The sequence below is a fragment of the Microcoleus sp. Z1_B2 genome (assembly GCF_036700325.1).
In the GTDB taxonomy this organism is placed as follows: Bacteria; Cyanobacteriota; Cyanobacteriia; order Cyanobacteriales; family Microcoleaceae; genus Microcoleus.
This window is the reverse complement of the sequence record NZ_JAUBOQ010000043.1, coordinates 36,055-60,776: the sequence shown is the minus strand read 5'-3', so window position 1 is coordinate 60,776 and position 24,722 is coordinate 36,055. Positions and strand designations below refer to the sequence as shown.

The 24,722-nt window shown below is 44.8% G+C and carries 20 protein-coding genes; 7 read left to right on the top strand and 13 right to left on the bottom strand.

Going from position 1 to position 24,722, the window contains the following annotated elements:
- Positions 1-117: 117 nt before the first annotated feature.
- The 3 genes from QT984_RS22800 to QT984_RS22790 form a co-directional block, all read right to left on the bottom strand.
- The gene (locus QT984_RS22800; protein WP_333228885.1) at positions 118-462 is read right to left on the bottom strand and encodes an NAD(P)H-quinone oxidoreductase subunit M; all 345 of its coding nucleotides are present in this window, start codon (positions 460-462) and stop codon (positions 118-120) included.
- 75 nt (positions 463-537) lie between these two features.
- Positions 538-1,059, bottom strand: a complete 522-nt coding sequence (locus tag QT984_RS22795) for a hypothetical protein (RefSeq protein ID WP_333375020.1) — start codon at positions 1,057-1,059, stop codon at positions 538-540.
- A gap of 277 nt (positions 1,060-1,336) precedes the next feature.
- On the bottom strand, positions 1,337-3,073 hold the full coding sequence (locus tag QT984_RS22790; RefSeq protein ID WP_333375018.1) for a pentapeptide repeat-containing protein: 1,737 nt from the start codon (positions 3,071-3,073) through the stop codon (positions 1,337-1,339).
- A 25-nt stretch (positions 3,074-3,098) separates the two neighbouring features.
- On the opposite strand from QT984_RS22790, the gene QT984_RS22785 reads away from it, so the two are divergent.
- Positions 3,099-3,899 carry an ion transporter gene (locus QT984_RS22785; protein ID WP_333269950.1) on the top strand — a complete coding sequence of 267 codons (801 nt, stop codon included), beginning with the start codon at positions 3,099-3,101 and terminating at the stop codon, positions 3,897-3,899.
- Positions 3,900-4,000: 101 nt separating this feature from the next.
- Here the strand turns inward: QT984_RS22785 and QT984_RS22780 are convergent, their stop codons facing one another.
- The 7 genes from QT984_RS22780 to QT984_RS22750 form a co-directional block, all read right to left on the bottom strand.
- The gene (locus QT984_RS22780) at positions 4,001-5,377 is read right to left on the bottom strand and encodes an ATP-binding protein (protein ID WP_333209105.1); all 1,377 of its coding nucleotides are present in this window, start codon (positions 5,375-5,377) and stop codon (positions 4,001-4,003) included.
- A gap of 109 nt (positions 5,378-5,486) precedes the next feature.
- On the bottom strand, positions 5,487-6,842 hold the full coding sequence (locus QT984_RS22775) for an ATP-binding protein (RefSeq protein WP_333209108.1): 1,356 nt from the start codon (positions 6,840-6,842) through the stop codon (positions 5,487-5,489).
- Positions 6,843-7,663: 821 nt separating this feature from the next.
- Positions 7,664-8,230, bottom strand: a complete 567-nt coding sequence (locus QT984_RS22770; RefSeq protein WP_333056764.1) for a hypothetical protein — start codon at positions 8,228-8,230, stop codon at positions 7,664-7,666.
- 229 nt (positions 8,231-8,459) lie between these two features.
- Positions 8,460-10,025, bottom strand: coding sequence for a hypothetical protein (locus tag QT984_RS22765; RefSeq protein WP_333056765.1), 1,566 nt, complete (start codon positions 10,023-10,025; stop codon positions 8,460-8,462).
- Between the two features lie 234 nt (positions 10,026-10,259).
- Positions 10,260-11,636: an oligosaccharide flippase family protein gene (locus QT984_RS22760; protein WP_333056767.1), complete on the bottom strand. Its 1,377-nt coding sequence runs from the start codon at positions 11,634-11,636 to the stop codon at positions 10,260-10,262.
- A 182-nt stretch (positions 11,637-11,818) separates the two neighbouring features.
- Positions 11,819-12,607: a TIGR03943 family putative permease subunit gene (locus QT984_RS22755; protein WP_333056768.1), complete on the bottom strand. Its 789-nt coding sequence runs from the start codon at positions 12,605-12,607 to the stop codon at positions 11,819-11,821.
- Between the two features lie 145 nt (positions 12,608-12,752).
- The gene (locus QT984_RS22750; RefSeq protein WP_333056769.1) at positions 12,753-13,832 is read right to left on the bottom strand and encodes a permease; all 1,080 of its coding nucleotides are present in this window, start codon (positions 13,830-13,832) and stop codon (positions 12,753-12,755) included.
- Between the two features lie 974 nt (positions 13,833-14,806).
- Between QT984_RS22750 and QT984_RS22745 the strand changes: the two genes are divergently transcribed.
- Positions 14,807-16,246 carry an ATP-binding protein gene (locus QT984_RS22745; RefSeq protein WP_333056770.1) on the top strand — a complete coding sequence of 480 codons (1,440 nt, stop codon included), beginning with the start codon at positions 14,807-14,809 and terminating at the stop codon, positions 16,244-16,246.
- Positions 16,247-16,354: 108 nt separating this feature from the next.
- Here the strand turns inward: QT984_RS22745 and dnaN are convergent, their stop codons facing one another.
- The 3 genes from dnaN to dnaA all read right to left on the bottom strand — a co-directional run bounded on the left by dnaN (position 16,355) and on the right by dnaA (position 19,456).
- A complete protein-coding gene (dnaN, locus tag QT984_RS22740) occupies positions 16,355-17,494 on the bottom strand; it encodes a DNA polymerase III subunit beta (RefSeq protein ID WP_006632140.1) in 1,140 nt (379 codons plus the stop codon).
- 303 nt (positions 17,495-17,797) lie between these two features.
- Positions 17,798-17,986, bottom strand: a complete 189-nt coding sequence (locus tag QT984_RS22735) for a hypothetical protein (protein WP_333056771.1) — start codon at positions 17,984-17,986, stop codon at positions 17,798-17,800.
- Between the two features lie 99 nt (positions 17,987-18,085).
- Complete coding sequence (dnaA, locus tag QT984_RS22730; protein ID WP_333239379.1) at positions 18,086-19,456, bottom strand: chromosomal replication initiator protein DnaA; 1,371 nt, start codon at positions 19,454-19,456, stop codon at positions 18,086-18,088.
- A 212-nt stretch (positions 19,457-19,668) separates the two neighbouring features.
- On the opposite strand from dnaA, the gene QT984_RS22725 reads away from it, so the two are divergent.
- The 5 genes from QT984_RS22725 (at position 19,669) to QT984_RS22705 (ending at position 24,561) form a co-directional block, all read left to right on the top strand.
- The gene (locus tag QT984_RS22725; RefSeq protein WP_333056773.1) at positions 19,669-20,910 is read left to right on the top strand and encodes an HhoA/HhoB/HtrA family serine endopeptidase; all 1,242 of its coding nucleotides are present in this window, start codon (positions 19,669-19,671) and stop codon (positions 20,908-20,910) included.
- Between the two features lie 131 nt (positions 20,911-21,041).
- The gene (gene def, locus QT984_RS22720) at positions 21,042-21,575 is read left to right on the top strand and encodes a peptide deformylase (RefSeq protein WP_333056774.1); all 534 of its coding nucleotides are present in this window, start codon (positions 21,042-21,044) and stop codon (positions 21,573-21,575) included.
- A 160-nt stretch (positions 21,576-21,735) separates the two neighbouring features.
- Positions 21,736-22,308 (top strand): TerD family protein, encoded by a 573-nt coding sequence (locus QT984_RS22715; RefSeq protein WP_333056776.1) that lies wholly within the window; start codon positions 21,736-21,738, stop codon positions 22,306-22,308.
- Positions 22,309-22,425: 117 nt separating this feature from the next.
- Positions 22,426-23,880, top strand: a complete 1,455-nt coding sequence (locus QT984_RS22710; protein WP_333233160.1) for a TerD family protein — start codon at positions 22,426-22,428, stop codon at positions 23,878-23,880.
- 81 nt (positions 23,881-23,961) lie between these two features.
- Positions 23,962-24,561 (top strand): TerD family protein, encoded by a 600-nt coding sequence (locus QT984_RS22705; protein ID WP_333375015.1) that lies wholly within the window; start codon positions 23,962-23,964, stop codon positions 24,559-24,561.
- Positions 24,562-24,722 lie beyond the last annotated feature (161 nt).

The following is a 24,722-nucleotide window of genomic DNA, read 5'->3' as shown; positions in this document are numbered from 1 at the left end:
GATTTCTCGCCAGAAACCGGTTTTATTCAAGAAACCCGGTTTCTCTGTACTTCACTTACCTGGAAAGTGCTGTAAATGCCGATCGCCCGTTAGCGAAGCCCTCGAAGAGGATCGCCCTTACAGGTGAACTTTGGCATCAACTTGAGGCAATCCCATGCTGTAGTTAACAGCGCGGCTGTTGAGGTTATAGCTGATTTGGCCTTTTTGTAAGAACGATCGTACCAAGTGCTCCAACTCCGAACCGATGCGGCGGAGGTTGTACTCGGTCAAGTCTTCGCCCTCGTAAGCGTCTACGAGTTGGTCAAATTTGGCATATACCTGTTTGACTGACTCGTCATTCCAGTTAAGTTCGTTATCTGGGTCAATGTCGAGGGTCAAAAGGTCATTGCTGGGTACGAGTTCGTTGTCTTCGAGGATGGCGGTGTATATGCGAATATGGCGGGTTGTTGACTTAAGCTGCATGACTTCTTATGTGTAAAGATTTTTTGCTGAATTAATTGTAATGGCACAGAGATGCGCGGGGAGGGTTGGCGATCGTCAATTTCTCGGAATCCCGAAATTTTTTAGTTGTTCGGCAGTCCAATTTTTGTAATATTCAGTTTTCTCTAAAGCATCGGAAGCTGGCTTCAGCTTAGAATTTACTTGAACAGTGAAGCCCGGATACGGCATCCTCCTAGTATGAAGCCCGTCAATATTAAAATCTTCTTCGGGATGGATGTGAAAAGCCAGCAAGCCCAATTCTGAAATCTGATTATTCAATTTGTCTATCAATTCTTTAGTTTCGGGCGCACTAATTGCAGTTTTTTCGGGATTAATTACTACCATGATTTCAAATTCAGAATTGTAAAATTCATAAATTGATTTCATTATGGCAGAATCGCGATCGAACTCAGTCATGGCTGAAAACCGCTCGATTTTGAATAAAATTTGATTTGCCAAGCGTGCTTTTTTAGCGAAGGGACAAATCGGTAAATCGCTAAAAATTGGATGCGATAACTCGACAAATTCGGTCATCCATCTGAGGGTAGATTCTATAATTTCCGTGTCAGATTCATTCATCGACAATCTATGTATTTGATCTTTAATACTAATCATAATCTATTTCGAGGGCGATGCACACCCCACTCTTGGTATCAATTTAACGCTATTTCCCTCAGTCCGGCAGGGAATTTATTCCCTGCCTCATAGCAAAAGTCCTCGGTCGAGGACTGAAGAACTCATTAGTCCTCTTCAGAGGACTTAAGCTATTAGCCAGGGAATTCATTCCCTGGCGGACTTTCGGTTAAATTCACACCAATAAATTGCCCACCTTGCTGTTTAATATTGGCGATCGAATTCATTCGTGAATTGTGCCATCTGGCATAATTGCACCTGCGAGTTTTGCATTGTCCAGATTTGCTCCAACCAGTTTAGCTTCCTTCAGGTTAGTTTTTTCTAAGTTTGCATAGCTCAAATTTGCCCCACACAAGTTTGCAGAATTTAAGTCTGCTTCACTTAAGTTTGCTCCATGTAGGTTAACCCCAGAGAGATTAAACCCACTCAAGTTTTGCCCACTCAGATTAACGCTTTGTAAGTTTACCCCAATCAAATTTAGCCCTGTGAGGTTAGCACCATCCAAGTTAGCACCTAAACAGTTTGCCCCACTCAAACTTGCTCCACTTAAGTTAATCCCAATCAACTTGGCATAACTTAAGTTTGTGCCAGTCAAATTTACCCCACTCAAATTCATTCCACTAAGGTTAACTCCTTGAAGGTTTACCCCAGTCAAACTTACCCCTGTTAAGTTAACCCCACTAAGGTTTGCACCACTAAGGTTGACTTTAGTTACCTTCGCTTGACTCAAGTCTGCTCCTGTCAGGTTAACATTAGGTAGATTTGCTTGAGTTAAGTTAGCTCTACTGAGGTTGGCTGTAGTCAGGTTTGCGCTATCTAACTTTGCTTGGCTTAAGTTAGCTAGACTCAAATTGGCCTGAATTAGTCTTGCGGAATATAATATTACCTTGGTTAAGTTAGCCCCACTTAAATTAACTTCAATCAAATCAGCATTTAGCAAGTTTGTTGAGTTTAAATTAGCGCCTTGCAAGTTAGCTCCGATCAAATTTACCCCAGTCAATTTTGCATTTGCTAGATTGGCATTGCTTAGGTTTGCTTGACTTAGACTGACATTAGAGTCGAGAGTTTTGCCACTTAGATCCACTCCCGTTAGGTTAATCCCTGTAAAGTCGCGTTCTCCGTCTTCATACCGTTTCCAAAATTCCTCAGCACTGATAACGGGTTCCAGATTTTCTAGTGCAGAATTATCTATTTTTTCGTCTTCCTGAGATTGCACAGTATCCGCATTTACAGGAGTAGCCACCGGCTGTTCTACCGCTTCGCTAGATACTGGAATCGGTGTCTCCTCGATCGCCTCTTCCCGCAATAACCGATCCACCCGATCGCTAAACCGCCTCACAACCTCAGCATCATCAACCTTCTCACCAGCATTCGAGCTTTTCTCAACCGCATTCTCAACATAATACTTATCTACAAAACTTTGCAACCCAGCATTATATCCCTGTCCTACCGCCTGAAACCTCCATTCGCCATTCTTCTTATACAAACGTCCAAATTCTAAAGCCGTTTCTTGGGAAAAAATCTGATTTAAATTGTACCGAACCAACTCGCCAAGATTCTCTGAATTGTAAAGCCTGATAAAAGCATTTGTAACTTGACTAAAACTTTGATTCTTTTCCTGTCCCTCGTGAAGAGTCACAACAAACACAATTTCCTGAATAGCCGAATTGATTTTACTCAAATCCACATAAACCGTCTCATCATCTCCGTCTATTTGTCCATTCCTGTTGTCTCCCGAATGCCGCACCGCACCGTCCGGCGATGTCAAATTGTTGTAAAACACAAAATACTTTTCATCAGGAATCCGACCGTCCGCCGCTAACATAAAAACAGATGCGTCAATGTCGCAGTTTTGTGCTGTCTGGCTGACTTGCCAACCCAGGGCGATCGCAATTTTACTGAAATTAGGAGTTTCTTTAGAAAGATTGAACCTTTCACCCTTCGTTAATTCGATACTCATATGCGATAATTCCCTTACCTCATAAATGGTATTAATTATCTCATCTATGTTAACCCGATCGCAAATTGGATTTTATCTCGAAGACATCGAAACCCCAATTGGCAGAACCGTCAATTTAACTCTTACCGGACTAATTCTCCTATCTTCGACCAGCTTCATCGCCGAAACTTACCCGATTTCGGAAACTGTCAGAATTAATTTGCAAACTCTCGATACAGCGCTTTTAGTTGTTTTTGTGTTTGAGTATTTATTGCGACTATGGTGTGCCGAAAATCGAGTTAAATTTATTTTTAGTTTTTTTTCAATTATTGATTTGCTGGCAATATTACCATTTTTACTGGGATTTGTCAACGTCAGTTTTATCCGAATTTTTCGCTGGTTTAGAATTCTCCGACTCATCCGCTTTCTGGAATTAAAAATTTCTATTTTCCGCATCAGCAGCGAAGATGGCGTGATTTTTGCTCGGATTTTGTTTACTTTGCTGGCAATAATTTTTGTTTATTCTGGTTTAATTTATCAAGTCGAACATCCGGCAAATCCCGAAAGCTTTGCAACTTTTTTGGATGCTGTTTATTTCTCGGTTGTCACCATGACGACTGTGGGATTTGGCGATGTTACGCCGATTTCGGAATCCGGCCGTTTTCTAACTATTTTGATGATTCTGACGGGAATTGCTCTAATTCCTTGGCAATTGGGAGATTTGATTAAACACTTAGTTAAAAGTGCTAATCACGGAGAAGCTGTTTGTAAAAGTTGCGGTTGGTCTGTACACGATGCTAATGCTAGATTTTGTAAAATGTGCGGTACTCAGTTAGATAATGGTTGACTGTTGACTGTTGACTGTTGACTGTTGACTGTTGACTACTGCCTCACCCTAGATAATTCATCCGTGTATCCGTGTCAAAATCCGTGTAGTGCTTTCCTTCTTTAAGCTAACGGTAACAAAATTTCAAATTCAGTGCCTCTGCCTAACTCCGATCGCATTCTGAACGCACCGCCGTGTTTGCCCGTAACTATTTGATAGCTAACTGCTAAACTGGTTTCTTTGAGGGCGCGTTTTTCCGTAGAGAATGATTCTATGATTTTTTTGTACTTGCTAGGTGACATTCCTGGCCCGTTATCTGCTATGCAAATCGAAACCCAGCGAACATGAAGTTTATCTAAATCCGGCGCAGGTTCGGGACAGCAGACTTGAGTTGTGATTTCAATTTTAGGCTGGCGATCGGCGTCTCTGAGTCCTCCACCTTTGAACTCTTTTGCCAATTCTTGACCGACTGCTTCATTAATTAATGTATGAATAGCATTTGTCAAGATATTCATAAATACTTGGTTTAGCTGTCCTGCATAGCACGGCACTGGTGGCAGGTAGCCGTAGTTTTTCACTACTTGGATTTCCCTAGTCAAACGACTTTTGAGCAGCAAAAGTATGCTGTCTATGTTGGCGTGCAAGTCGGTGGGTTTGGGATAAATATCGTCGATGTGGCAGAAGTTCTGCAAACTGGTTGCTAACTTGCTCAAACGTTCTGCGCCTGATTTGATGCTGGCAACAGTTCGGAGAAAATCGTTTTGCAAAAAGTCATAGTCTATCTCTTCTTTGAGCCGTGCTATTTCCGGCGGGGGTTCGGTACAGTGCGCGTCGTAAGCTGAGAGCAATTCCATCAAGTTTTTGCTGTAGTCGGTGACGTAGGTTAAATTCCCCCAGATAAAGCCTACCGGATCTAAAATTTCGTGGGCTACTCCGTTGACTAAACGCCCTAAACTAGCCATTTTTTCGCTTTGAATCATTTGAGTTTGGGCTCTTTCGTAGCGGACTTGAGTTTCTATGCCGCGAATTTGCCAGTACGCGATGTTTAGTGCGTTAGGGTCTAAGAGGCGGTAAGATTGGGAGTCTATTTGGACGACGATCGGTTCTGCCTGCAATTCGGGCGATCGACGCAGAGCTTGTGGGGCTGCTGCCAAAATGGTTGTACTCTCTGCGAGCAATAATATTTCGAGGCGAGCGTAACTGTAGAGAACTTTCAGCGGCAGGTGCAAAAATAGCTCTGGGCCTTGGGGTTTGAGCAAATATTCCAGCAGTTGCCTGCGGGATATCATGCCAGCAAACTCTTCTGCTTCCATCAACACGACTCCCGGCACTAGGGGATGCTGTTCAAACATTTCGGCAACTGCCACGGCTAAGCAGCTCGATTTAACCTGAAAGTCATACAGGGGCAAATCCCAGAGTGTAGACTCTAGGGAAAGGTCTTGATGGCTGCCTTCGGAGAGTGAAGGGCCAAGGAGTTTGGAACTGAATTTATTTGCCACTGGAACTTTTAGTTGCCGAAACGCTGGGAAATTGAAATGAGAACCTACTACTAAGCTACCCTATCATTTCACTTTTCTGAGCGAACAACCCAGAATATTCTGGAGTTGATCATGTTGTGCCAACTATAGGCAGGAGAATTTCAAATTCAGTATTCTTTCCTGGTTGCGATCGCAATTTGAGTTGGCCCCCGTGCTTTTCTGTGACGATTTGATGGCAGATAGCCAGCCCCATACCGCTGCCTTTGCCTGCTGGTTTAGTGGTAAAAAAGGTGTCAAATATCTGCTGGTGATTTTCTGGGGCAATGCCGGGCCCGTTATCGGCAATGCAAATTGCCACCCGCTTGCCGAGTTCGGTTTCTATAACTTTAGTGGTAATTTCGATTTGGGGCTGCCAGTTGTCCCCGCACGGGGTGTGTATTTCTCGATCTGCTGCGTACTCTGTCAGGGCGTCTAGAGCATTAACTAACAAATTCAAAAACACCTGACTCAACTGTCCGGAGTAGCCGCTAACTAGCGGCAGTTCGCCGTAATTTTTAACCACTTCTATGCTGTTTTTAAAGCGGTTTTTCAAAATTAACAGCGTCATCTCCACGCATTCGTGAATGTCTGTCTCGGCTGGTTTTGTCTCGTCCATGTGAGAGAAGTGGTGCAGCCCGTTAACTATTTTTAGCAATTGCGAGGCTCCCAACTCCATCCCTTCTAAGGTAATCGGCAAATCTTCTTGTAAAAAATCAAATTCAATTTCCTTTTTAAGGGCATCAATTCGGGGACAGGGTGCCGAATATTCTTCTTCATAAACCGACATTAGCTGTAGCAAGTTTTCAAAATAGGACAGCAGAAAAGTTAAATTTCCCCAAATACAGTTCAGCGGATTTCTGATTTCGTGGGCGACTTCTGCTACAATCCTGCCCAAACTCGCCATTTTTTCTGTTTGGATGAGTTTGGCTTGGGTTTGTTTGTGGAGTAACTTATTTGTTAATTGGTGAATTCTTGATTGAGCGACCATTAATTGGTGTACGTCTAACAGCTTGTAGGTCTGGGGGGCTATTTCCACTACTACGGGTTCGTAAACTAATTCTGCTGACCTGTAAAGAGATTCCTGAGCCGCTTCTACTATTAATTTACTGCCTGGAACCACCAGCAAATCTTGTTTGGAAAACCTGTACAATACCTCTATCGGTCGCTTGAAAAACATTTCTAATCCGTAGCGACGGTTAATTTTTTCAAAAAATTGACGCCTGGATATTATGCCTACAAAATTACCCCGATCGGTCAAAATGACGCCGGGAAGCATGGAATTTTGTTCAAAAGCCTGGGCTACTTCTTTTGCCTGTTGAGTTAATTCAATTTGGCAGTTGTAAAGTGGCAGGTCTAGGAGAGTTGATTCTAAGGAGATGTTCCAAGTACAAATTTCAGGTATATGCAACACTGATAACTCCGAGCTAGTCTCACGCACAGCAAACATAGATGAAACCCCTGTTAAAAATTGTATTCATGAACAACTTAAGTTGCTATTAATTCATAACGGGTAATTGGTAGCGGGTAGTTGCTAATTTGTCAAATTACAACAGCACCCGATGGGAAAACCCGATCGCAGTAGCATTATCTGCTAAAGATTTTGTTTCTAAGTCAATATTAAACGATCGAAGCTTTTGTGGAACTTACGGAGTAGGCGCTTTAAACTTTTTACCATGATATACCTGCGATCGGGTGTTTTCGGAAAATTTTTAATATTTATAACTAATTATTGTGATAAATTATACCATTTTTCCAGTTATCGAAGGGAATTGGAGAACCGCGAGCGGGTTATCAGTGAATATACGGGCATCCTTCAAGGGTTCGAGGGCCCGGATTAGCCATCGTCCAAGGGGCTTGAGGCTGCAACTGTCCAGACTGGGGCCCAGGCCAAAGGAAGTTCGGCAACGGATTCGCTTTCTTCGGATGTAACTGAGATGTTGCACCATTCTCAACAAGCTTTTTATGAACAGGCTTTTCGGCCTGTTCCACAAGAAAATTCACTCTTTGACAGAACAGGCCCGAAAGCCTGTTAAGCGAGAATGGTGCAAGATGTGAGATGTAACTGAATGTAACGGATAGAAGGCTTTAGTTATCTAGGAGAGAAGGAAGAAGCAATGTTCCGCAAGGGTTTGTGGAATTAAGAACATCCTAACCGTATTGGCTGTTGCTATTCCACTCAAAAGAAATGCAACTTTAGGCAACTTCCGAACCTCGACAGTCATCAGTTTTTTGCAATCTGCAATCTCCAATCAGCAATCTCCAATTCTCTTAGGGTTCCACCTCCGGCCAGAGGCGTTCTAGCTGATACCGCCAAGCGGCAAGAGTGTTTTCGCGAGACTCTCGGCCTAGTTCCATTTCACCCATCAATCCCTCTGCGTAAAAACGGTCTAAAGTCTGAAGGGTAGTTTCCACAGACTGTCCCTGCATCTTCGCAGCTTTGATGATTTGACGGATGCGGCTTTCTATCAAACCGTCGAAAAAGTCAGACAAACCTCTCTCTTGCAAAGCCAGCAGTCTGGCGACGGCGGCTGAGAAATCGGAGGCTGCGAGTGTGGCCGGGCTGTGCTGAAATACTCCCCACAAAACGTTTTGATGTAAGGCGTAGCGAGTTTCGAGGGTGGTGTCAAAGTTAGCTTCTAGCAGTTTATCAAGAAATGGTTGAGCTTCCTGGGCATCGGCGATCGGCAGCAAAATCCGCAGCCAACTCCCGTCTTCTGAAAGGAGGACTAACAGGCGAAAATTGGGGGTTTCTACTTGCCAAGAAGTGGCAGCAGGCATCTCAACACTCTCACCAAATAAGTCTTTAAGGGTATTGCTAATTTCTTCGGGAGTCATAATGATTTTAGATTTTAGATTTTAGATTTTAGGTGTCAAAATTTGTCGTATTTACCAGTATCGCATAGTATCAACTCCATCTCTAATCTCTAATCTCAAATGGATTTAGTAAAAGTAGGATGTATACCGAGCACATTTCAACGCTTGGTGTTTAGGCGTGCACCTTACCCTATCGATATTTACCAATATCGGTCAATCTAAAATCTAAAATCTAAAATCTAAAATTGGTTTATGGTAGCCAGCGGGGGTGATAGCCGGCAAAGGGAAGTTCTTCTGGCTGTAGTTTGGCGGGAGAACCGTCTGCGGGTATTTCTACTAAGGGTAGCAGCCAGAGGCGGCTGGTGGCGATCGACTGTCCACTATCGTTGCGGGGACTGTCTGCTGCTGAGGGAGTTGCTGCTGTGACTGATTGGTCGAAAATTAATGCCAGTCCGTCGGGAGATAAACTGATTTGGGTATCTAATTGGTTGGGCAAAATCAGCAGCGGTTTGATGGTTCCTACCAAACGAGTACCCTCTTTTTTGAGGTCGATGGTGGCGATGAAAGGCTGTTCTTTGTAGCTTTCTGTTTTGAGGCGTTGGGCTAACAAACAGTAGAGACGCTGAACTTGGTTGTCTTCGTTTTTGCGGGGATCGAAATAAACAGCCATAATGCTGCCGGGAATACGCAATATTTCTTGTTCTACACCTTGGTTATCTAAGATGAAAAGCGATCGAGTAAAATCGCTGTTGTATTTAACATAGGCGGCGGCCGAGTTGTCGCGGGCCATCCCCAATACTTGTTCGTATTTTGGCAAAAATTCGACTGGATCTGCTTCGGGTTTGAGGGGGACGATCGCTAATCCTTGTTTTTGAGATATTACCATCGATATGCTATCGGGGCGAATCATAAAATCTCCGCCTTGTTCATTTTCCAATGGTCTGGGCGGCACTTTTTCTTCCACAATCCAAGGACTGAAATCGCCGGGATTGCGGCGGTTGACGCGCTGGACAACTATGATTTTTCCGTCGGCTGAGAGGTCGAATTTGAGGTTTTGGTAATCTTTGGAGTCTAAGATTTTGTCGATTCTACCGGCTGGGTATTTTGGTTGATTTCCTGAGCCTGATTGGGGGTTGAGGCCGGTGGTGACTGTGAAGAGTTCTTGATTGAGGGTGCCGCGAGTACGGGCGATAGATCGATCTGTGGCGGAGAATAAAATGCGATCGCTGTCGGGATATGGTTTAAAATCGGTGACAACTAAATCTTTGGGAGTCAGCGGTATTGGTTTCGAGTCGCTGCTGGTGAGATTGACTAGCATTAATCTGCTTTCTGTTTCGCCTTGGACACCGATGTAAGCAAAAGCTCGATCGCGGCTGCGAAAGGAACTGCTAAACGGTTGCATTAGCGTTCCTTTATTTTGGTTTTTTTCTCCGAAATACTTGTCGGTTGCTCCGGCGAGTTTTAATGTGTAGGTAACGCCGTAGGGTGCTGGATCTTTGAGGGTGTAAGCCATGCGCCTTCCAGCCCAACTAAATTTACCGGGGAGGGGGGGTTCTAGCTTTAAGTTTTCCTCGACGGTGGGCTGGTTCATCGGCCGAAAGAATGTGAGGATAAAGCCGGTATCTTCGGCGCCGATTTGTTTGTTTTCCCAGGTAAATTCTCGCACTCTGGGTGCTGTGCGATCGCCGCTCAGCAGCAGCAGCCCGATTAAGAAGCTCAGCACTAGCATGAGGATGATGGCCGTGCGGTCGATCGGCTGTTTGAATGGCCCAATAGCGAAGGGTGAAGGATTAATTTTTTTCTTAAAAATACTCACCAATCTTTCTCTCCTACTTTCTGCTGAAAATTAACTACCAAATTTTCCCTATTAAATTTTACACTTATGGGCCCATTCCTAACACTCACCCAGCCATTTTTTTACCACAGTAAATGGCTGCAACGAGTTAGTTCCCGTAACAAACCTAGTTTTTGAAACTTGTGGTGCCTCCAGGACTGAATGAAACTTAAGATATTAATTAGGTGGGACACGCTGCAGTTTCAACAGGTTTGTTTACTGAAACAGTTGATTGATGGGGATTAAATCCATCGGTGATATTTTATCTATCGGCAGATCCAAACCAAAAGCCACTCTACATGAAATTAGAGTTGCCAGCACCCCTAAAAACAGTGCTGTTAATTGAATATCCTGCCAAAAACAAGTTAGTCCTTCTTTCCACAAACCGTAGTTAGTTACTGCGTAGGTAGGAAGGTCGCCTAGAGCTACAGCAATCACGGCACCTAAATTACCTTTTAAGTGATATCCCAGCGGTATACTTATACATAGATTCACAAAAGTCAGCAGATTTCCCATAGCTTGGTACTGAGACTTTCCTACGGCTAACAGACAAGAACCCATCAGATTGTAGAGGGTGGTGTGCCAGATACCTAAAGCCAAGATAGGCATCATCCAAGATGCCGCCTCATACTCTTTCCGATACAGTGTTAAAATTAACTGATCTCCGAAGCTCACAAAAATTGCTAAACCTACGGCTAATGGTATTAGAATTAACTTGCGGTTCTTAAGTATCTTCGCGCGCAACTCCTCCCGCGGCAACTCTGCCAGCATAGAAATCGAGGGAAAAATGACCCGGCCGCTAATGGCGATGATGACTTGGCGCGGCATATCGCCGAGAGTAAAAGCGATGCCGTAAATGCCCAAGGTTGTTAAAGTAAATATTTTCCCCAGGATGAGTCTATCGGCTTGAGAACACAAGAAATACAAAGCCGTAGACAGAAATATCCATTTCCCATAAGAAAATATTTCTTTAACTGCTTCTTTATCCCAAGCAAAGCGGTTTGACTTGCCGGGAATCAAAAAATGGCTCCATACTAACTCTATTAAAGCTCCACTCAAGCCGCCTGCAACGATCGCCCAGACGCTGCGATCGAACCAGGCCCAGACAATCATTACTGTAGTAGAAAAAATCTGTTGGCCCAACTCAAAAATTACTACTTTCTTCACTGCCATTTTGCGTTCTAGGCTGGATGTGGCAGTGGATTTAAAGCCTCCTATTAAGGAATTTATACCTATTACTGGAATCAACCACTCCAGACGGGTATCTCCATAAAAACTCGCAACAGGCTGGGTAATTATAATCAAACAAATCCAAACGAAAAAGCTGCGAATGACTTGCAGTGTCCAAGCGGTGTTGAGAAATTGAGGATCTTCCCCGCGCTTATTCTGGATGATGCTTGGGCCTAGACCTATGTCTGAAAATAAGTTGATCCCTATGATGAAAACGTAGGTTAGACCTACGAGACCAAATAGTTCGGGTAAAAGCAGACGCGTCAGGATTAAGTTACTGCCAAATCGGATAATTTGACTGCTTGCATAACTGGCGATCGTCCAGGCCGCACCTTTGATAGCTAATTTTTTTTCTGCTGACATATACTCAGAATTTATTTACTAATGACGAGTGTAGTTGCTGAATTTACTTTTGGCAACTACTACAGGATGCTTTTGCAAGTTTGATCGCTGACTGTACAGTATCTTAATTTGTATACGCAGGACGGTTCTGGACTGTCGATCTCGCAATCAAGGTAAAATTTAATCTGATACTTATTCCACATCTAATAATCATAAGGGTTTTTTGGTTCAGGAATTGGTTTGAGGGAGGATGCTTGAATGGTTAATTTGCGCTTGCCTTGCAGTTCTTCTACGATCGTTTCTCCTTCTATTTCTAGCCAACTGTCTGGGGCAAAGGCGGCGCGGCTTTGACCGATCGGTAGTTTTACAGGCAACCCGATCGGATAGGCGTCTGCCGCGCAGCAGGTAATGATAAAACGCCCGAGCCACATATATTGTTCGGCTATGTTGGGGGGGTGAATTACAAATCCTTGAACTTTGACTTTTTGACCTCTGTATGTATCCGGTTCGGGGTTGAAATTTAACAGCCGCACCCATTCGACGAGCGATCGATTTTCTGGTTTGGTAGTATTGCGAAATTCTTGGGGTTGCAGTCTGGTGATGGGCAGGGCTTCGGTGAGGCCCCGTTCTAAAGCTGTCTGGCTGGTAAATGTGCGTGGCGTTATTAGTAAACCTATTAATGCGACGCTCAACATTAAGGTGCTGCCGATACTGGGGGGAAACAAAGTAACGTGTTCAACTTCTGTGATTCTGAGAGAGTTATTTGCTGTTGATGTCCGCGATTGCTTTGTGGTGCGATCGAGTTTTAAGAGTTCCCAAGTTTTTAAACCGCCAATAACTATTAAGCCGATTCCTCCTGCTAGAGTCAAGCCAAAGTAATTGGGGTGAATGAGAATGCTTAATTTGCCCGTGATCCAATATTTGAGGAGCAATATTCCCCAGGCTAAGATAGCTAGGGCATCCAGCCAGGGGCTAATTTTTTTTAAATTCATTTTTTAAGAGTGACTGGGAAGGAAGAGGGTAGAAGGAAAAGAAAAAAAACTATCCGTATATCGGTGACTTCTGTGTCGGGGAGCAAGGTAATTGAAAATAGCCCAGCGAAAATCATCGTATGAGTTGTCTGTTTGAGCTAGTTTATTAACCTAAATGCAAGTTAATAGAAAGGGTCATTAAAAAGGTTAACTGAGCTGCTAATACAATTAAGTAAACTACGGCTCTACCTTTGAAAATTGACAGCATTAAACCGATACCTTTGAGGTCAATCATCGGGCCGAAAACGAGAAAGGCTAACAGCGAACCGCTGGTAAATGTGGAAGCAAAAGACAGGGCAAAAAAGGCATCTACTGTAGAACAAATCGATACGACTGCCGCTAATAGCAGCATGGCTAGAATCGAGGAAACGGGGCCTTGGCCGAGGTTGAGAATTAGTTCGCGGGGGGCGCCAACTTGAATGATGGCTGCGATCGCACTTCCGATTACCAACACTCCTCCTAATTCGCGCAACTCCTGTACCATAGTATCTAAAAGCAGGCGCAGACGCTCTTTAGAAACGGGGTGGAACATTGAGGAAAGTTTCGAGGTTTTTTCTGTTTTGCCTGTTTGTAATGGCTTCCAGTTGTCTTGTAGCAAAGATTCGATCGGCACCACCCCCCCCGGCTGACCGAGCATAAATGTTCCCGACTGCAACAGCAGCGGAGTGTTAGCTTGGACGAGTTCTTTTTCGGAAAACTCTGGTTTTGGCAGAGGAATCGCACGGGCTACAGAGGGTTGCAGCAGAGGCCGCAAGTCTTTTTGGGCGCTGAACACCCAGCCGATAATTGTGGCTATAGACAGAGAAAATACCACCCGAAAAACTACAATTTCTGGCTGATCCCGAAATGCCGTCCAAGTAGCCCAAATTACCACGGGGTTGATGGTGGGGGCCGCCAGCAAAAAGCCGATCGCGGCTGGTGCGGGTACTCCCTGCATCAGTAACCTGCGGGCTACGGGCACGTTACCGCACTCGCACACGGGAAACAAAAAGCCGATCGAACTGCCCATCAAAGCCGCCAGCAGCGGGTTTCGCGGGATGCGCGATACGAGTTTGCGTTCGTCTACAAACCCCAGCAGCAAACCTGAAAATAAAACTCCGAGCAGCAGAAAAGGTATTGCTTCTACTAACAAGCTGAGAAACAGGGTGAAAGCATTATTTAACTGATTTGTCAGGGCGGGTTGCATCGATCACCTACTGGTAGATTGCTATTTAGCTATACGTCTTTGGTAGAACTCCTTGTAGATCATACCAAAGCATAGCACTAAGTTAAGATCCCGTTAATTTTATTTTGTCTTTTTTTTGCGGAAATTTGTAGAGCTTCTAATTTAATCAATGCTGATGCCTTGAATGATTGGGAATGGTTAAACTTGTTTTAATTTGAATGAACTTCTATTCATATCCGCCTCGTACAGCCAATCAATAATTGACCGAAATTATCCAGGATACAAGCCCCCGAATTTATCCCTGGGGTCAATGCTTCAATTCTAAAATCTAAAATCTAAAATCTAAAATCGATTGACTCTGCGAACCGTCGCCGATTTGATAGATATTTCGGGTAAAAATAATTGTTTTCACGACAAACTTCTAGGGGACGCACTGGCAGGTGTGTAGCTGGCTGAGCGTTACGGAGGGTTGCGAGTACCGGATCGGGGATATGGGATAAAATCGCCTCAAATGCCTTAGCACGGGCGAGGGCGGGACGCCCTCGCGATAGCCAGCTAAAATTCCGGGGCGTCACCCCCCGACTTACTGCTTTTAAATTGTCTGCTGACGGGCTGCATCGTGTTGGCGATCGGGCAATTCCGATTTTCTTCTATTATCAATCACTTATATTTCTCAGCCTAATATTTTATTAACAAAAGGTTAAGACAACTACCTAAGATTAATGAATAGTTAAATAGTAGAAACAAGCGTTAATACCGCTCAAGTCAGTATAAAATAAAGTCAGGTATAATTACAAGGGCGCATTTATCTCGGCGATCCTCAATCTTGCCTAATACTTTAAGTGGTAAAATTTTCCTTGGTACAGTCAGTTTTTTGTGTAATTTAAAATGCAGTTTGCCAGGGGGATGTCTGTCCACTCAGCAACTCACCTGCTGACCTTTGGTAGCTGAATGTCTGGCAAATAGAACCCCAAAAAAAGCGTGCTGATAAATTTATGTTGAATACCTCCTGCGTAGAAAGACCAGTCCAACCCCTCTCCGAGGCTGACCTAGGAGAACTTTGTTTAGACTCTACTCTCCAAGAATTGTCGCTTTACGATTTTCAGGTAGAAGCTACGGATTGGGGAATACGAATTTCTCAGATGTTAGAAGCTAATCCGCTGTTACCGGGAGTCATTGTGACCCATCAAGGTGAATTTGCCGGTATGATTTCCCGGCGGAGATTTTTAGAATTTATCAGCCGTCCTTTTGGGCGAGAATTATTTTTAAAGCGACCGGTGAGGGCTTTGTACCGCTTTGCCGAAACTGAGAGTTTAATTTTTCCCAGCAATACTTTAATCGTGGATGCAGCCAGGAAGTCGCTGTTGCGATCGAAAGAACTGCTTTACGAACCGATTGTGGTTCAAGTGTCGCCTCAAACTTATAGTTTGCTAGATGTGCACGAACTGTTAGTAGCTCAATCCAACATTCACGAACTAGCGACAAAATTGCTGAGGCAGCAAACTCAATCTCAACTAATTCAAACCGAAAAACTAGCGAGTTTGGGACAGATGGTAGCTGGAGTTGCCCACGAAATTAGAAATCCCGTCACCTGCATTAGCGGAAATATCGGGTTTTTGTCCAACTACTCGAAAGACATCATGGAGTTGCTGTCGGCTTACGAAGAGATTGTGGGTGACAGCGAAAAAATTGACAAACTCAAAAAACACATAGAATTTGATTTTTTGCAAGAAGATTGGGTGGAAATTCTCAAAAGTATGAAAGTTTCATCGCAGAGGCTGACCGAACTCGTCACCAGCCTGCACACCTTTTCTCACATGGACGAAGCCCACTTGAAGCAAGCTAACATTCACGAATGTATTGACAGTACGCTGCTAATTATGAAAAATCGTCTGAAGTACGGATTTAAAGTAGTTAAAAACTATGGGGATTTGCCTTTGGTAAAATGTTATTCGGGTCAGTTGAGCCAGGTATTTATGAATATCATCAGTAATGCGATCGACGCTTTGGAAGAGGTAAAAGCAGAAAAAGAATTTATGCCTGCGATTACTATTGAAACCGAGGTAATAGAAAGTTGTGACGGAGACTGTGTGAATTCGGAATTAATTCAAAATTATGTTAGGGGCGATAGACCAAATGCCAAACAGCTATTATCCGCCAGCCAAAACGGCGACTTATGCCCAGAATCTGCGGAAAAAAATCAAAATAACGCTTGGATAGCCATCCGAATTGCCGATAACGGGCCGGGAATTCCGCCCGAAATTCAGCGGCGGATTTTTGAGACATTTTTCACCACTAAACCGGCGGGGAAAGGTACCGGTTTGGGGTTGGCAATTACCCATCAAATTGTTACGGAAAAGCATAAAGGCAAGTTAAATTTGCATTCTACGCCCGGTACAGGTACTGAATTTGAAATTTTGTTGCCATGGATTTGAATGCCTGGGCGACTTGTCGATATCGATTTACCGCCCAAGCGGGGGCGGGTTTATTAGAGGAGCAATTTTAGGCGGAGATTGTTTGTAAAACCCGCCCCTACCAATCCGTTACGCTCGAAGCTGCACGGGCATTACCAAGAATGTAGCATTGACTCCGCCCAAAGGCTGGAAAATTACGGGGGCTAAAGCACCGTTTAATTGCAGTTGAATTTCTGGGGATTGAGCAGTTTTCAAAATGTCAATTAAGTATTTCACGTTGAAAGCAATATCGATGCTATCTCCCGAAATCTGTGCGGGCATTGACTCTTTGCCACAGCCGACATCTTTAGCATCTACAGACAAAGTAATTTCCTGATTTTCCTCGTCGATGCTGCATTTGAGAATATTGTTTTTTTGGTCTGCAAAAACGGCTATTCTTTCTACGGCTGCTAAGAACGATCGCCTTTCTAAGGTAATTTGTCGCTCAAAAGACGGTGGAATCAACTGCCGGTATGCGGGATATTGCCCTTCCAAGGTGCGGGTTGTCAGCCGCTGGTCTGCCCATTCAAACACTACTTGACCGTGTTCAAAATGCAGGGTGACAGGTTCAGTCCACTGGCGCATCACCAGCATTCTTTCTACTTCCCGCAATGCTTTAGCGGGGACTGTCACCTCAAATTCTTCTTGGGTTTCTTCGCCTTCAGCTTTTTCATTGGCAGTTTGAACTACTGCCAATCTGTGGCCGTCTGTAGCTGCAAATTCCAGGCAATCTTGCAATACCTTTAAATGCACGCCTGCAAGTACCTGTTTTGCCTCGTCGGGGCTAGTAGCAAATAAAGTTCCTTTGAGTCCTTCTATCAAGGCTTCCGGTGGCAATTTAAGGATTGTTCCGGCTTCGATTGCGGGCAATTCTGGGAATTCTTCCGGGCCCATGCCTCTAACTTGGTAGCTGCCAGAACTGCAAGTGAGATATGCTACGGTGTCTCCCGCTTCGTCTTCTAGAGTAATCTCTCCATCTGGGAGTCTCGAAACAATATCGTTGAGTAATTTAGCGGGTATGGTAAAACTGCCACCGCCAGTCACTTCTGCTGCGAAGCTGGTACGAATGCCTAAACTGAGATCGAAAGCTGTCAAGCTAACCCGCTGATTTTCCTCATCCGCGACTAAGAGCACGTTGGCTAGTACCGGATGTGTCGGGCGGGAGGGAACGGCCCGACTTACCAACGAGAGGTTGGCGTTGAGGTCACTTTGGGTGCAAACCAATTTCATTGTAGGAAGGTTAATTAACCGGATTTGAAACAGAAACAAATGGTATCACAGAAAGCCGGCGGGTCGGTTTTTCTGTGTGTAGGGCTTAAGCATGGGGCTAGAAACCGGGTTTCTAGGCAAAATTTTGCCTGTAAAAACGAGAAATCTTCCAAGAAACCGGGTTTCTGAGGTTAGTGCGCGTCGCGAATTATGTGTTTTGGGTGTGCAGGGATCGCTAGTATTTTTTAATTTATGGAATTATTTTTGTATCGATCGCCCTGTGGAAACTGTGGAAAAAAAAGCTAACTGCTTGCTGCGTGTCACTTATAGATAATAAATACCTGTGGAAAACTTGTGGAAAAACTGGTGCGGTCGATCGCCTTTTTTTGTGCAAAAGCTGTTTCGGGCGATCGAGTAAAGTTTTCCACAAACAGAGGGCAACTTTTCCACAGGTTTTTCCACAGGCAATATCGAATCCGGTGGCATCGAAAGTGTGGGTTTGTTTACGCTCACCCCGTCTGCACCGGTGCGTCGCTCAAAGATTGTGGATACTATTTAAGATTTAAGGGTGGCGACGCACCCTACGCCATGAGTGAATGTGTGAAAAGAGGTTCAAGTTTTGCGGCTGACAACGTTAATTCGATCGCTCAACTGACGCAAAGTTTGAGCCAAATTCGGGTCAGTGTTCCGCAACTGAGCAATTTTTTCGCAACTGTAAAGCACAGTCGTGTGATCTTTGCCACCGAACACTTCGCCAACTTTCGGCAAACTCAAACCAGTATGCTGCCGAATTAAATACATCCCTATTTGACGGGCAAGACTAATTTCTCGCCGCCTGGAACTGCCTTTCAAATCTTCAACAGAAACATCAAACTCCTCAGCCACAACTGCAATTACTGCATCTGGCGTTGCCTCTACACTTTCAGTTTGCGGATTCAAAACCGGGGCGATATTTTCCACAGTCATCGGCAAACCAGTAATTGAAAGATATGCTACCGCCCGAATCAAAGCACCTTCCAATTCCCGAACGTTGGAAGTGTAACTAGAAGCAATGTATTCAATGACATCTCGCGGCAGGCGCATATTTTCATACTCAGCTTTTTTCTGCAAAATTGCCATCCGAGTTTCCAAGTCTGGCAATTGAATGTCGGCAATTAATCCCATGGAAAATCGGGAACACAAACGCTCTTGCAGGCGGGGGATTTGCTGCGGCGGACGGTCAGAAGCTAAAACTACTTGGTTCCCGGCTTCGTGCAGAGTATTAAAAGTGTGGAAAAATTCTTCTTGAGTATATTCTTTACCTTCAATAAATTGGATATCATCTATTAATAAAACATCTGCCGCCCGATAATGGTCGCGGAAAGTTTGCATACTGTCTTTGCGAATGGCGGCGATTAAATCGTTAGTAAATTTCTCAGTAGAAACGTAAAAAATCTTGGCGTTGGGGTCAATTTCCAAGCGATAATGACCGATCGCCTGCATCAAATGAGTTTTGCCCAAACCAACGCCACCGCACAAAAATAGGGGATTGAATTCTCGGCCGGGAGACTCAGCTACCGCGAGGGAGGCTGCGTGGGCCATGCGGTTGTTGGAACCGACGACAAAGCGGGAAAATAGGTATTTGGGGTTTAAATTGGCGGGTTTGGGGGGGTGAAGCGAGTGGCTTTCCGGGACATCCGCGATGGGGGAGGGCCAAATTATGGCCGAGTCGCTGCTGCCGTCTGTTTCGTTTCCCCCGGCAATTGTCAAGTAAATGTCTACGGGATAGCCGAGAATTTCTGCGACTGCATCGGCAAGGATTTCTCTGTAATATTTTTGCAACCAATTGCGAGCAAAGGGGTTGGGGGCGCTGACGATCAAACAGTTATTTTCGAGTTGTTCTGCCCTGGCAGTTTTGATCCACGTCTCAAAGCTAGGTCTGCTCAGTTGTACCTGGAGACGTTCAAGTATCTGATTCCACAGACTTTCGAGGGGAATGTCCACTGCTCACCTCTGCCGATCGGCATTCAAGATATTAATTCTACAGTCTAGAGAGTTTAGTCCTCAGATGCTAAAGTTTAAGGGAGTCTGCCGTAGCACGGGCAAGGGCCCGACGCCATCGCCCACAAATTTGGCGGCTCTGCAGTCCTGCGCCAGCTATCGGGGAGCTGCTCAGCAAATATTTAGATTTGGCAGGAAAGCCTTAAAACATGGCAATGAAGAGTTCTACTGGCAAATTTTGGAAGCAACCGGCAATTTACATATTGCTGCTGGTAACGGGAGCCGGGGCCGCCATGTTGGGCGATCGTCTGACGGTTTCTCAATTTCGTGCAAATTCTGGCGATTCGGGACAAAGGGCGCTAGAACCGAAATTGCAACTGCCTCCTAATACAAAGGATCAAGCTAGGAAAGTCTTGCCGCCGGTTCCCTTGTCGGGGGACGCGGCTAATGTGAATTTTATTGTGGCTGCGGTGGCAAAAGTTGGCCCGGCAGTGGTTCGGATCGATGCTTCGCGCCTGGTGAAACCGGGAAATAGAGGGCTGTCGCCGGAAGATTTTTTTGGGATAGAACCGAATTCGGGTGGCCGGGGCGGGATCGAACGGGGCACTGGTTCGGGTTTTGTCATCGGTGCCGACGGCCTGATTCTCACTAACGCTCACGTTGTAGAGGGAGCCGATACGGTAAATGTAACTCTCAGGGACGGCCGCAGCTTTCAGGGGCGGGTGTTGGGGGCGGATAAGGTGACGGATGTGGCTGTGGTGAAGATTGAGGCGAATAATGTACCTGTGGTGACGATCGGCAATTCGGATAAGCTGTTGTCTGGGGAATGGGCGATCGCCATTGGCAATCCTTTGGGTTTGGACAATTCCGTAACTGCGGGGATTATTAGCGCTACGGGGCGATCGAGCACTGATGTGGGCGTACCCGACAAGCGGATCGGTTTTATTCAAACAGACGCTGCAATTAATCCGGGGAATTCTGGCGGCCCGCTGCTGAATGCTTCGGGCGAAGTTATTGGCATGAATACGGCGATTATTCAAGGTGCTCAAGGACTGGGGTTTGCGATTCCCATTCAGGCGGCCCAACAGGTGGCGAAGGAACTGATTACGACGGGGAAAGTCGAACACGCTTATTTAGGCATTGAAATGGCGACGCTGAATCCAGAGGTTAAGCAGCAAATTAACAGCAATGCTACCAGCAGCCTGCGAGTTGCAGTCGATCGGGGTGTGGCTATTGTTAGCGTTGTTCCTAATTCTCCGGCAGCCGCATCCGGTTTGCGGGCTGGAGATGTGATTCAAAAAATTAATAATCAGCCGATTATTCAGTCGGAAGCTGTTCAGGAGTTCGTGCAAAATGCTAAGGTTGGCGGGCTGTTGCAAATGGAAATTAACCGTAACGGGCAAATAGTTAATTTGACTGTTAAAACGGGAAGTTTGCCGGTTCAAAAAGTTGGATAAGAAGGAAAGCACGACACGGATTAGGACACGGATACACGGATTAATTATTGAGTGAGTAAGTTAGATTTTGTTCCTCCATTCAACCGACAAAACGGTAACAACAAATAACCAATAAGGACTAACCAATAACTATGGCAGAAATCTTACAAATCTCACAATTAGGAAATCCCGTATTGCGCCGCCGATCGCAAGTTGTCGAGAATATTAAAGACGATCGCATTCAAGAGTTGATTGACAGCTTAATATTTACAGTACAGCAGGCAAACGGAGTGGGGATTGCCGCCCCTCAAGCGGCTCAGTCCGATCGCCTGTTCATCGTCGCATCTCGCCCCAACCTGCGGTATCCCCAAGCACCCAACATGGAGCCCACAGCGATGATTAATCCCCGGATTGTGGCTGCATCAACAGAGACAGTCAAAGACTGGGAAGGCTGTTTGAGCATTCCGGGGATTCGGGGATTGGTGCCGAGAAGTAGGGCGATCGAGATAGAATACACCAGTAGAGACGGCAAACTCCACCGACAAGAATTGACAGACTTTGTGGCCCGAATTTTTCAACACGAACACGACCATTTAGATGGAATCGTGTTTTTAGACAGGGTGGAAAATACCCACGAACTGATGACTGAGGATGAGTACCAGCAGCAATTTGTCAAGCTGCTCTGACCATACGGGAGCAATTCTCCAATCCAAAATCCCAAATCCAAAATCTAAAATCTAAAATCGATTGACCGAGGACGAGTACCAAAAGCAATTTGTCAAGCTGCTCTGACAGTTGGTATAATTGTTAGCAGTAATATCAGAGATGTTGCAAACAGGAGAGCAAATGTCTATCAACTTAGAAAAAGGCGGGAGAATCAATCTCTCTAAAGAAGCACCGGGGCTAAAAAATGCCGGGATTGGTTTGGGATGGGATACCAATGCTACAGACACCGGCGCAGCGTTTGACTTAGATGCTTCCGTGTTTATGTTGGGGGCTACTGGCAAAATTCCCGGCGAAAAATACTTTGTTTTCTACAACAACAAGGAGTCGCCGGACACTTCTGTAATACATCTGGGAGATAGCAGAACCGGAGAAGGATTTGGCGATGATGAAACCGTTACAGTCGATTTAACCAAAGTCGATCCGGCGGTGCAAGAAATTGTGTTTGTGGTAACTATCCACGAAGCAGAATTGAGAAGGCAAAACTTCGGTCAAGTGCGGAATGCTTTTATCAGGATTTACGACACTACTACTAACACAGAAGTAACGAAGTACGATTTGGACGAGGATTTTTCTAGGGAGACAGCGGTAGAGTTTGGCAGACTTTACAAGAAAGACGGCGAGTGGAGGTTTCAAGCTGTAGGAGAAGGCTACAATTCCGGCTTGCAAAGCTTTGTAGATAAGTATGCCGGATAAAAGGTCGTTAGCGAAGCCCTCGAAGAGGATCGCTCCTAACTAAATAAATCGAGGGGAAATTCGGAAGCAGGAATATTTCCCTCGATTTTAAGCCAGACTCATGAGGTGACAAACCAGATGGGAATTCAATTAAAGAAGGGCGAAAGATTTAATCTTTCTAAAACATCTCCAAGTTTAACAAAAGTTGCGATCGCCCTGGGATGGGAAATAGCAACTGAACTAAATTTTTCAGACTCAAACCAGCAAAGCTGCGATATCGATGCCTCGGTTTTTGCATTAGGTACGGACGGCAAAATCCCCGATGAAAGATACTTTGTATTTTACAATAACTCGCAGTCGCCGGACGGAGCGATCGCCCATTCGGGAGATAATCAAACCGGTCAAACTCAAGGGGATGACGAGACAATTGATGTAGACTTGGAAAAAGTAACGGCTGCTGTTGAGGAAATGGTTTTTGTGGTCACGATTCACGACGCACAAGCTAAACATCAAAATTTTAGCCAAATCAGAAATGCTTTTATCCGATTGTACGATCGCCAAACCGGCAGCGAACTAGCGCGCTATGATTTAACAGAAGCTTTTTCTGAAGAAACAGCAGTCGAGTTTGGACGGTTGTATAAAAAAGAGGCAGCTTGGAGATTTCAGGCCGTAGGACAAGGATATAAAGCAGGGTTGCAGAGTTTTGTTGACAAGTATCATTCAGAGATTCAACAGCCAGAAAAACCTGCACAACGTACAGTAGAACTGCCTAGATTACCAGTTATTGAAGATAGCCACAAAAGTCAGAAAGCTATAGCATTAGACAAAAAGCTTCAGGAGAAAGCGCCGCACATTTTCAATCTCGCTAAGAAAGCAGATATCTCGCTCAAGAAAGCAAATCTAACAAATCACAATGCTCAAGTAGCGCTTTGCCTTGATATTTCTGGTTCCATGTCTTCGCTATACAGTTCAGGAAAAATTCAGCGTTTGGCAGAGAAGATTTTGGCTTTGGGATGTCGGTTTGATGACAACGCAGCGATCGACATATTTCTGTTTGGAGTCAACCCCCACAATCCCGGTGAAATGTCGATCGACAATTTCTCAAACTTCATCGACCATATACTGCAACAGTATCCTTTAGAAGGAGGTACTTACTACGGTAAAGTGATGAAGGAAATTAGAAACTTCTATTTTCCTGACGGTAGGGGTAGCAGGCGCAACGCAGGTATTAAAGCCGATCGACCTGTCTACGTGATGTTTGTGACTGATGGAGCCACTGCGGACGAATCGGAAACCAAGCAGCAGCTACAATGGTCGTCCTATGAGCCGATATTTTGGCAGTTTATGGCGATCGGTAAGTCGCAGAAAGATGTCAAAAGTAAGGGAGTTCGCGGGTGGTTAGCAAGAGCAGTAGCGAGCGATTTTAGCTTTTTAGAGCAGCTTGACCAAATGGGCGATCGCTACCTAGACAACGCCGATTTCTTCAGTTTAGAAGACCCGGAACATATTGCCGATGAGGAATTATACGATTTGTTGACAGCAGAATATCCGAATTGGGTAAAATCAGCACGAATCAAAAATCTCTTACCCTAGAAACAGCTTTTGCCGACAAACAAAATGCTAGCTTAGGGCAATCATTCAACTTCACCATAAACCTTACAAAATCACAAAACTATGGCTATCAACTTAACAAAAGGACAATCAATAGTTCTCAGCAAAAGCGAATACGACTTGTCCAGACTGACAATGGGTTTGGGCTGGGATGTGGCACAAACTAAAAAAGGTCTTTTCGGCCGAAGCAGCGGTGCAAATTTTGACTTAGATTCCTACGCTATGCTGCTGGGAGAAAATGGCAAAATAAAGAACTACAAAGAGGATGTAATTTATTACTCTCATTTGGAATCAAAGGACAAAACAGTTGTTCACTCAGGCGACAATCTCACGGGGGAGGGAGAGGGAGACGACGAACAAATAGTGGTGAAACTGAGTTCTTTGCCAGGAGAATATCACAAAATTATTTTGGGCGTAAATATTTACGATGGAAAAGAGAGAAAACAGCATTTCGGCCTGGTACAAAATGCTTTCGTGAGAGCTGTAGATGCCGCCGGGAAAGAAATAGCTCGCTATCGCTTGTCAAATGACCCATCTTATGAAGGAAAATTAAATATGTTGATGGGAGAAGTCTATCGAGAAGGCGGCGAGTGGAAGTTTAAGGCTTTGGGAAATCCTTTGGCTGAAGATATGAACGGTGTTGTCGGTTCGTTTATGCGGTGATATCAAATCTGTTAAATTCAGGCTTGTAGGGGCGGGTTCACCCAAAATACCTGTCAATAATTGACAATCTATATAAACCCGCCCCCTCCCAGCCCGCCATCAAAATGCACATTTTCCGTAGAATTGTAGGGGCGGGTTAACCAACAATATTAGCCAATAAT

Bases quoted from the DNA above. Each gene is read 5' to 3' on its own strand.
- QT984_RS22800 (WP_333228885.1), bottom strand. From the start codon at position 462: ATGCAGCTTAAGTCAACAACCCGCCATATTCGCATATACACCGCCATC.
- QT984_RS22795 (WP_333375020.1), bottom strand. From the start codon at position 1,059: ATGAATGAATCTGACACGGAAATTATAGAATCTACCCTCAGATGGATG.
- QT984_RS22790 (WP_333375018.1), bottom strand. From the start codon at position 3,073: ATGAGTATCGAATTAACGAAGGGTGAAAGGTTCAATCTTTCTAAAGAA.
- QT984_RS22785 (WP_333269950.1), top strand. From the start codon at position 3,099: ATGGTATTAATTATCTCATCTATGTTAACCCGATCGCAAATTGGATTT.
- QT984_RS22775 (WP_333209108.1), bottom strand. From the start codon at position 6,842: ATGTTTGCTGTGCGTGAGACTAGCTCGGAGTTATCAGTGTTGCATATA.
- QT984_RS22770 (WP_333056764.1), bottom strand. From the start codon at position 8,230: ATGACTCCCGAAGAAATTAGCAATACCCTTAAAGACTTATTTGGTGAG.
- QT984_RS22760 (WP_333056767.1), bottom strand. From the start codon at position 11,636: ATGTCAGCAGAAAAAAAATTAGCTATCAAAGGTGCGGCCTGGACGATC.
- QT984_RS22755 (WP_333056768.1), bottom strand. From the start codon at position 12,607: ATGAATTTAAAAAAAATTAGCCCCTGGCTGGATGCCCTAGCTATCTTA.
- QT984_RS22750 (WP_333056769.1), bottom strand. From the start codon at position 13,832: ATGCAACCCGCCCTGACAAATCAGTTAAATAATGCTTTCACCCTGTTT.
- QT984_RS22745 (WP_333056770.1), top strand. From the start codon at position 14,807: ATGTTGAATACCTCCTGCGTAGAAAGACCAGTCCAACCCCTCTCCGAG.
- dnaN (WP_006632140.1), bottom strand. From the start codon at position 17,494: ATGAAATTGGTTTGCACCCAAAGTGACCTCAACGCCAACCTCTCGTTG.
- QT984_RS22725 (WP_333056773.1), top strand. From the start codon at position 19,669: ATGAAGAGTTCTACTGGCAAATTTTGGAAGCAACCGGCAATTTACATA.
- def (WP_333056774.1), top strand. From the start codon at position 21,042: ATGGCAGAAATCTTACAAATCTCACAATTAGGAAATCCCGTATTGCGC.
- QT984_RS22715 (WP_333056776.1), top strand. From the start codon at position 21,736: ATGTCTATCAACTTAGAAAAAGGCGGGAGAATCAATCTCTCTAAAGAA.
- QT984_RS22710 (WP_333233160.1), top strand. From the start codon at position 22,426: ATGGGAATTCAATTAAAGAAGGGCGAAAGATTTAATCTTTCTAAAACA.
- QT984_RS22705 (WP_333375015.1), top strand. From the start codon at position 23,962: ATGGCTATCAACTTAACAAAAGGACAATCAATAGTTCTCAGCAAAAGC.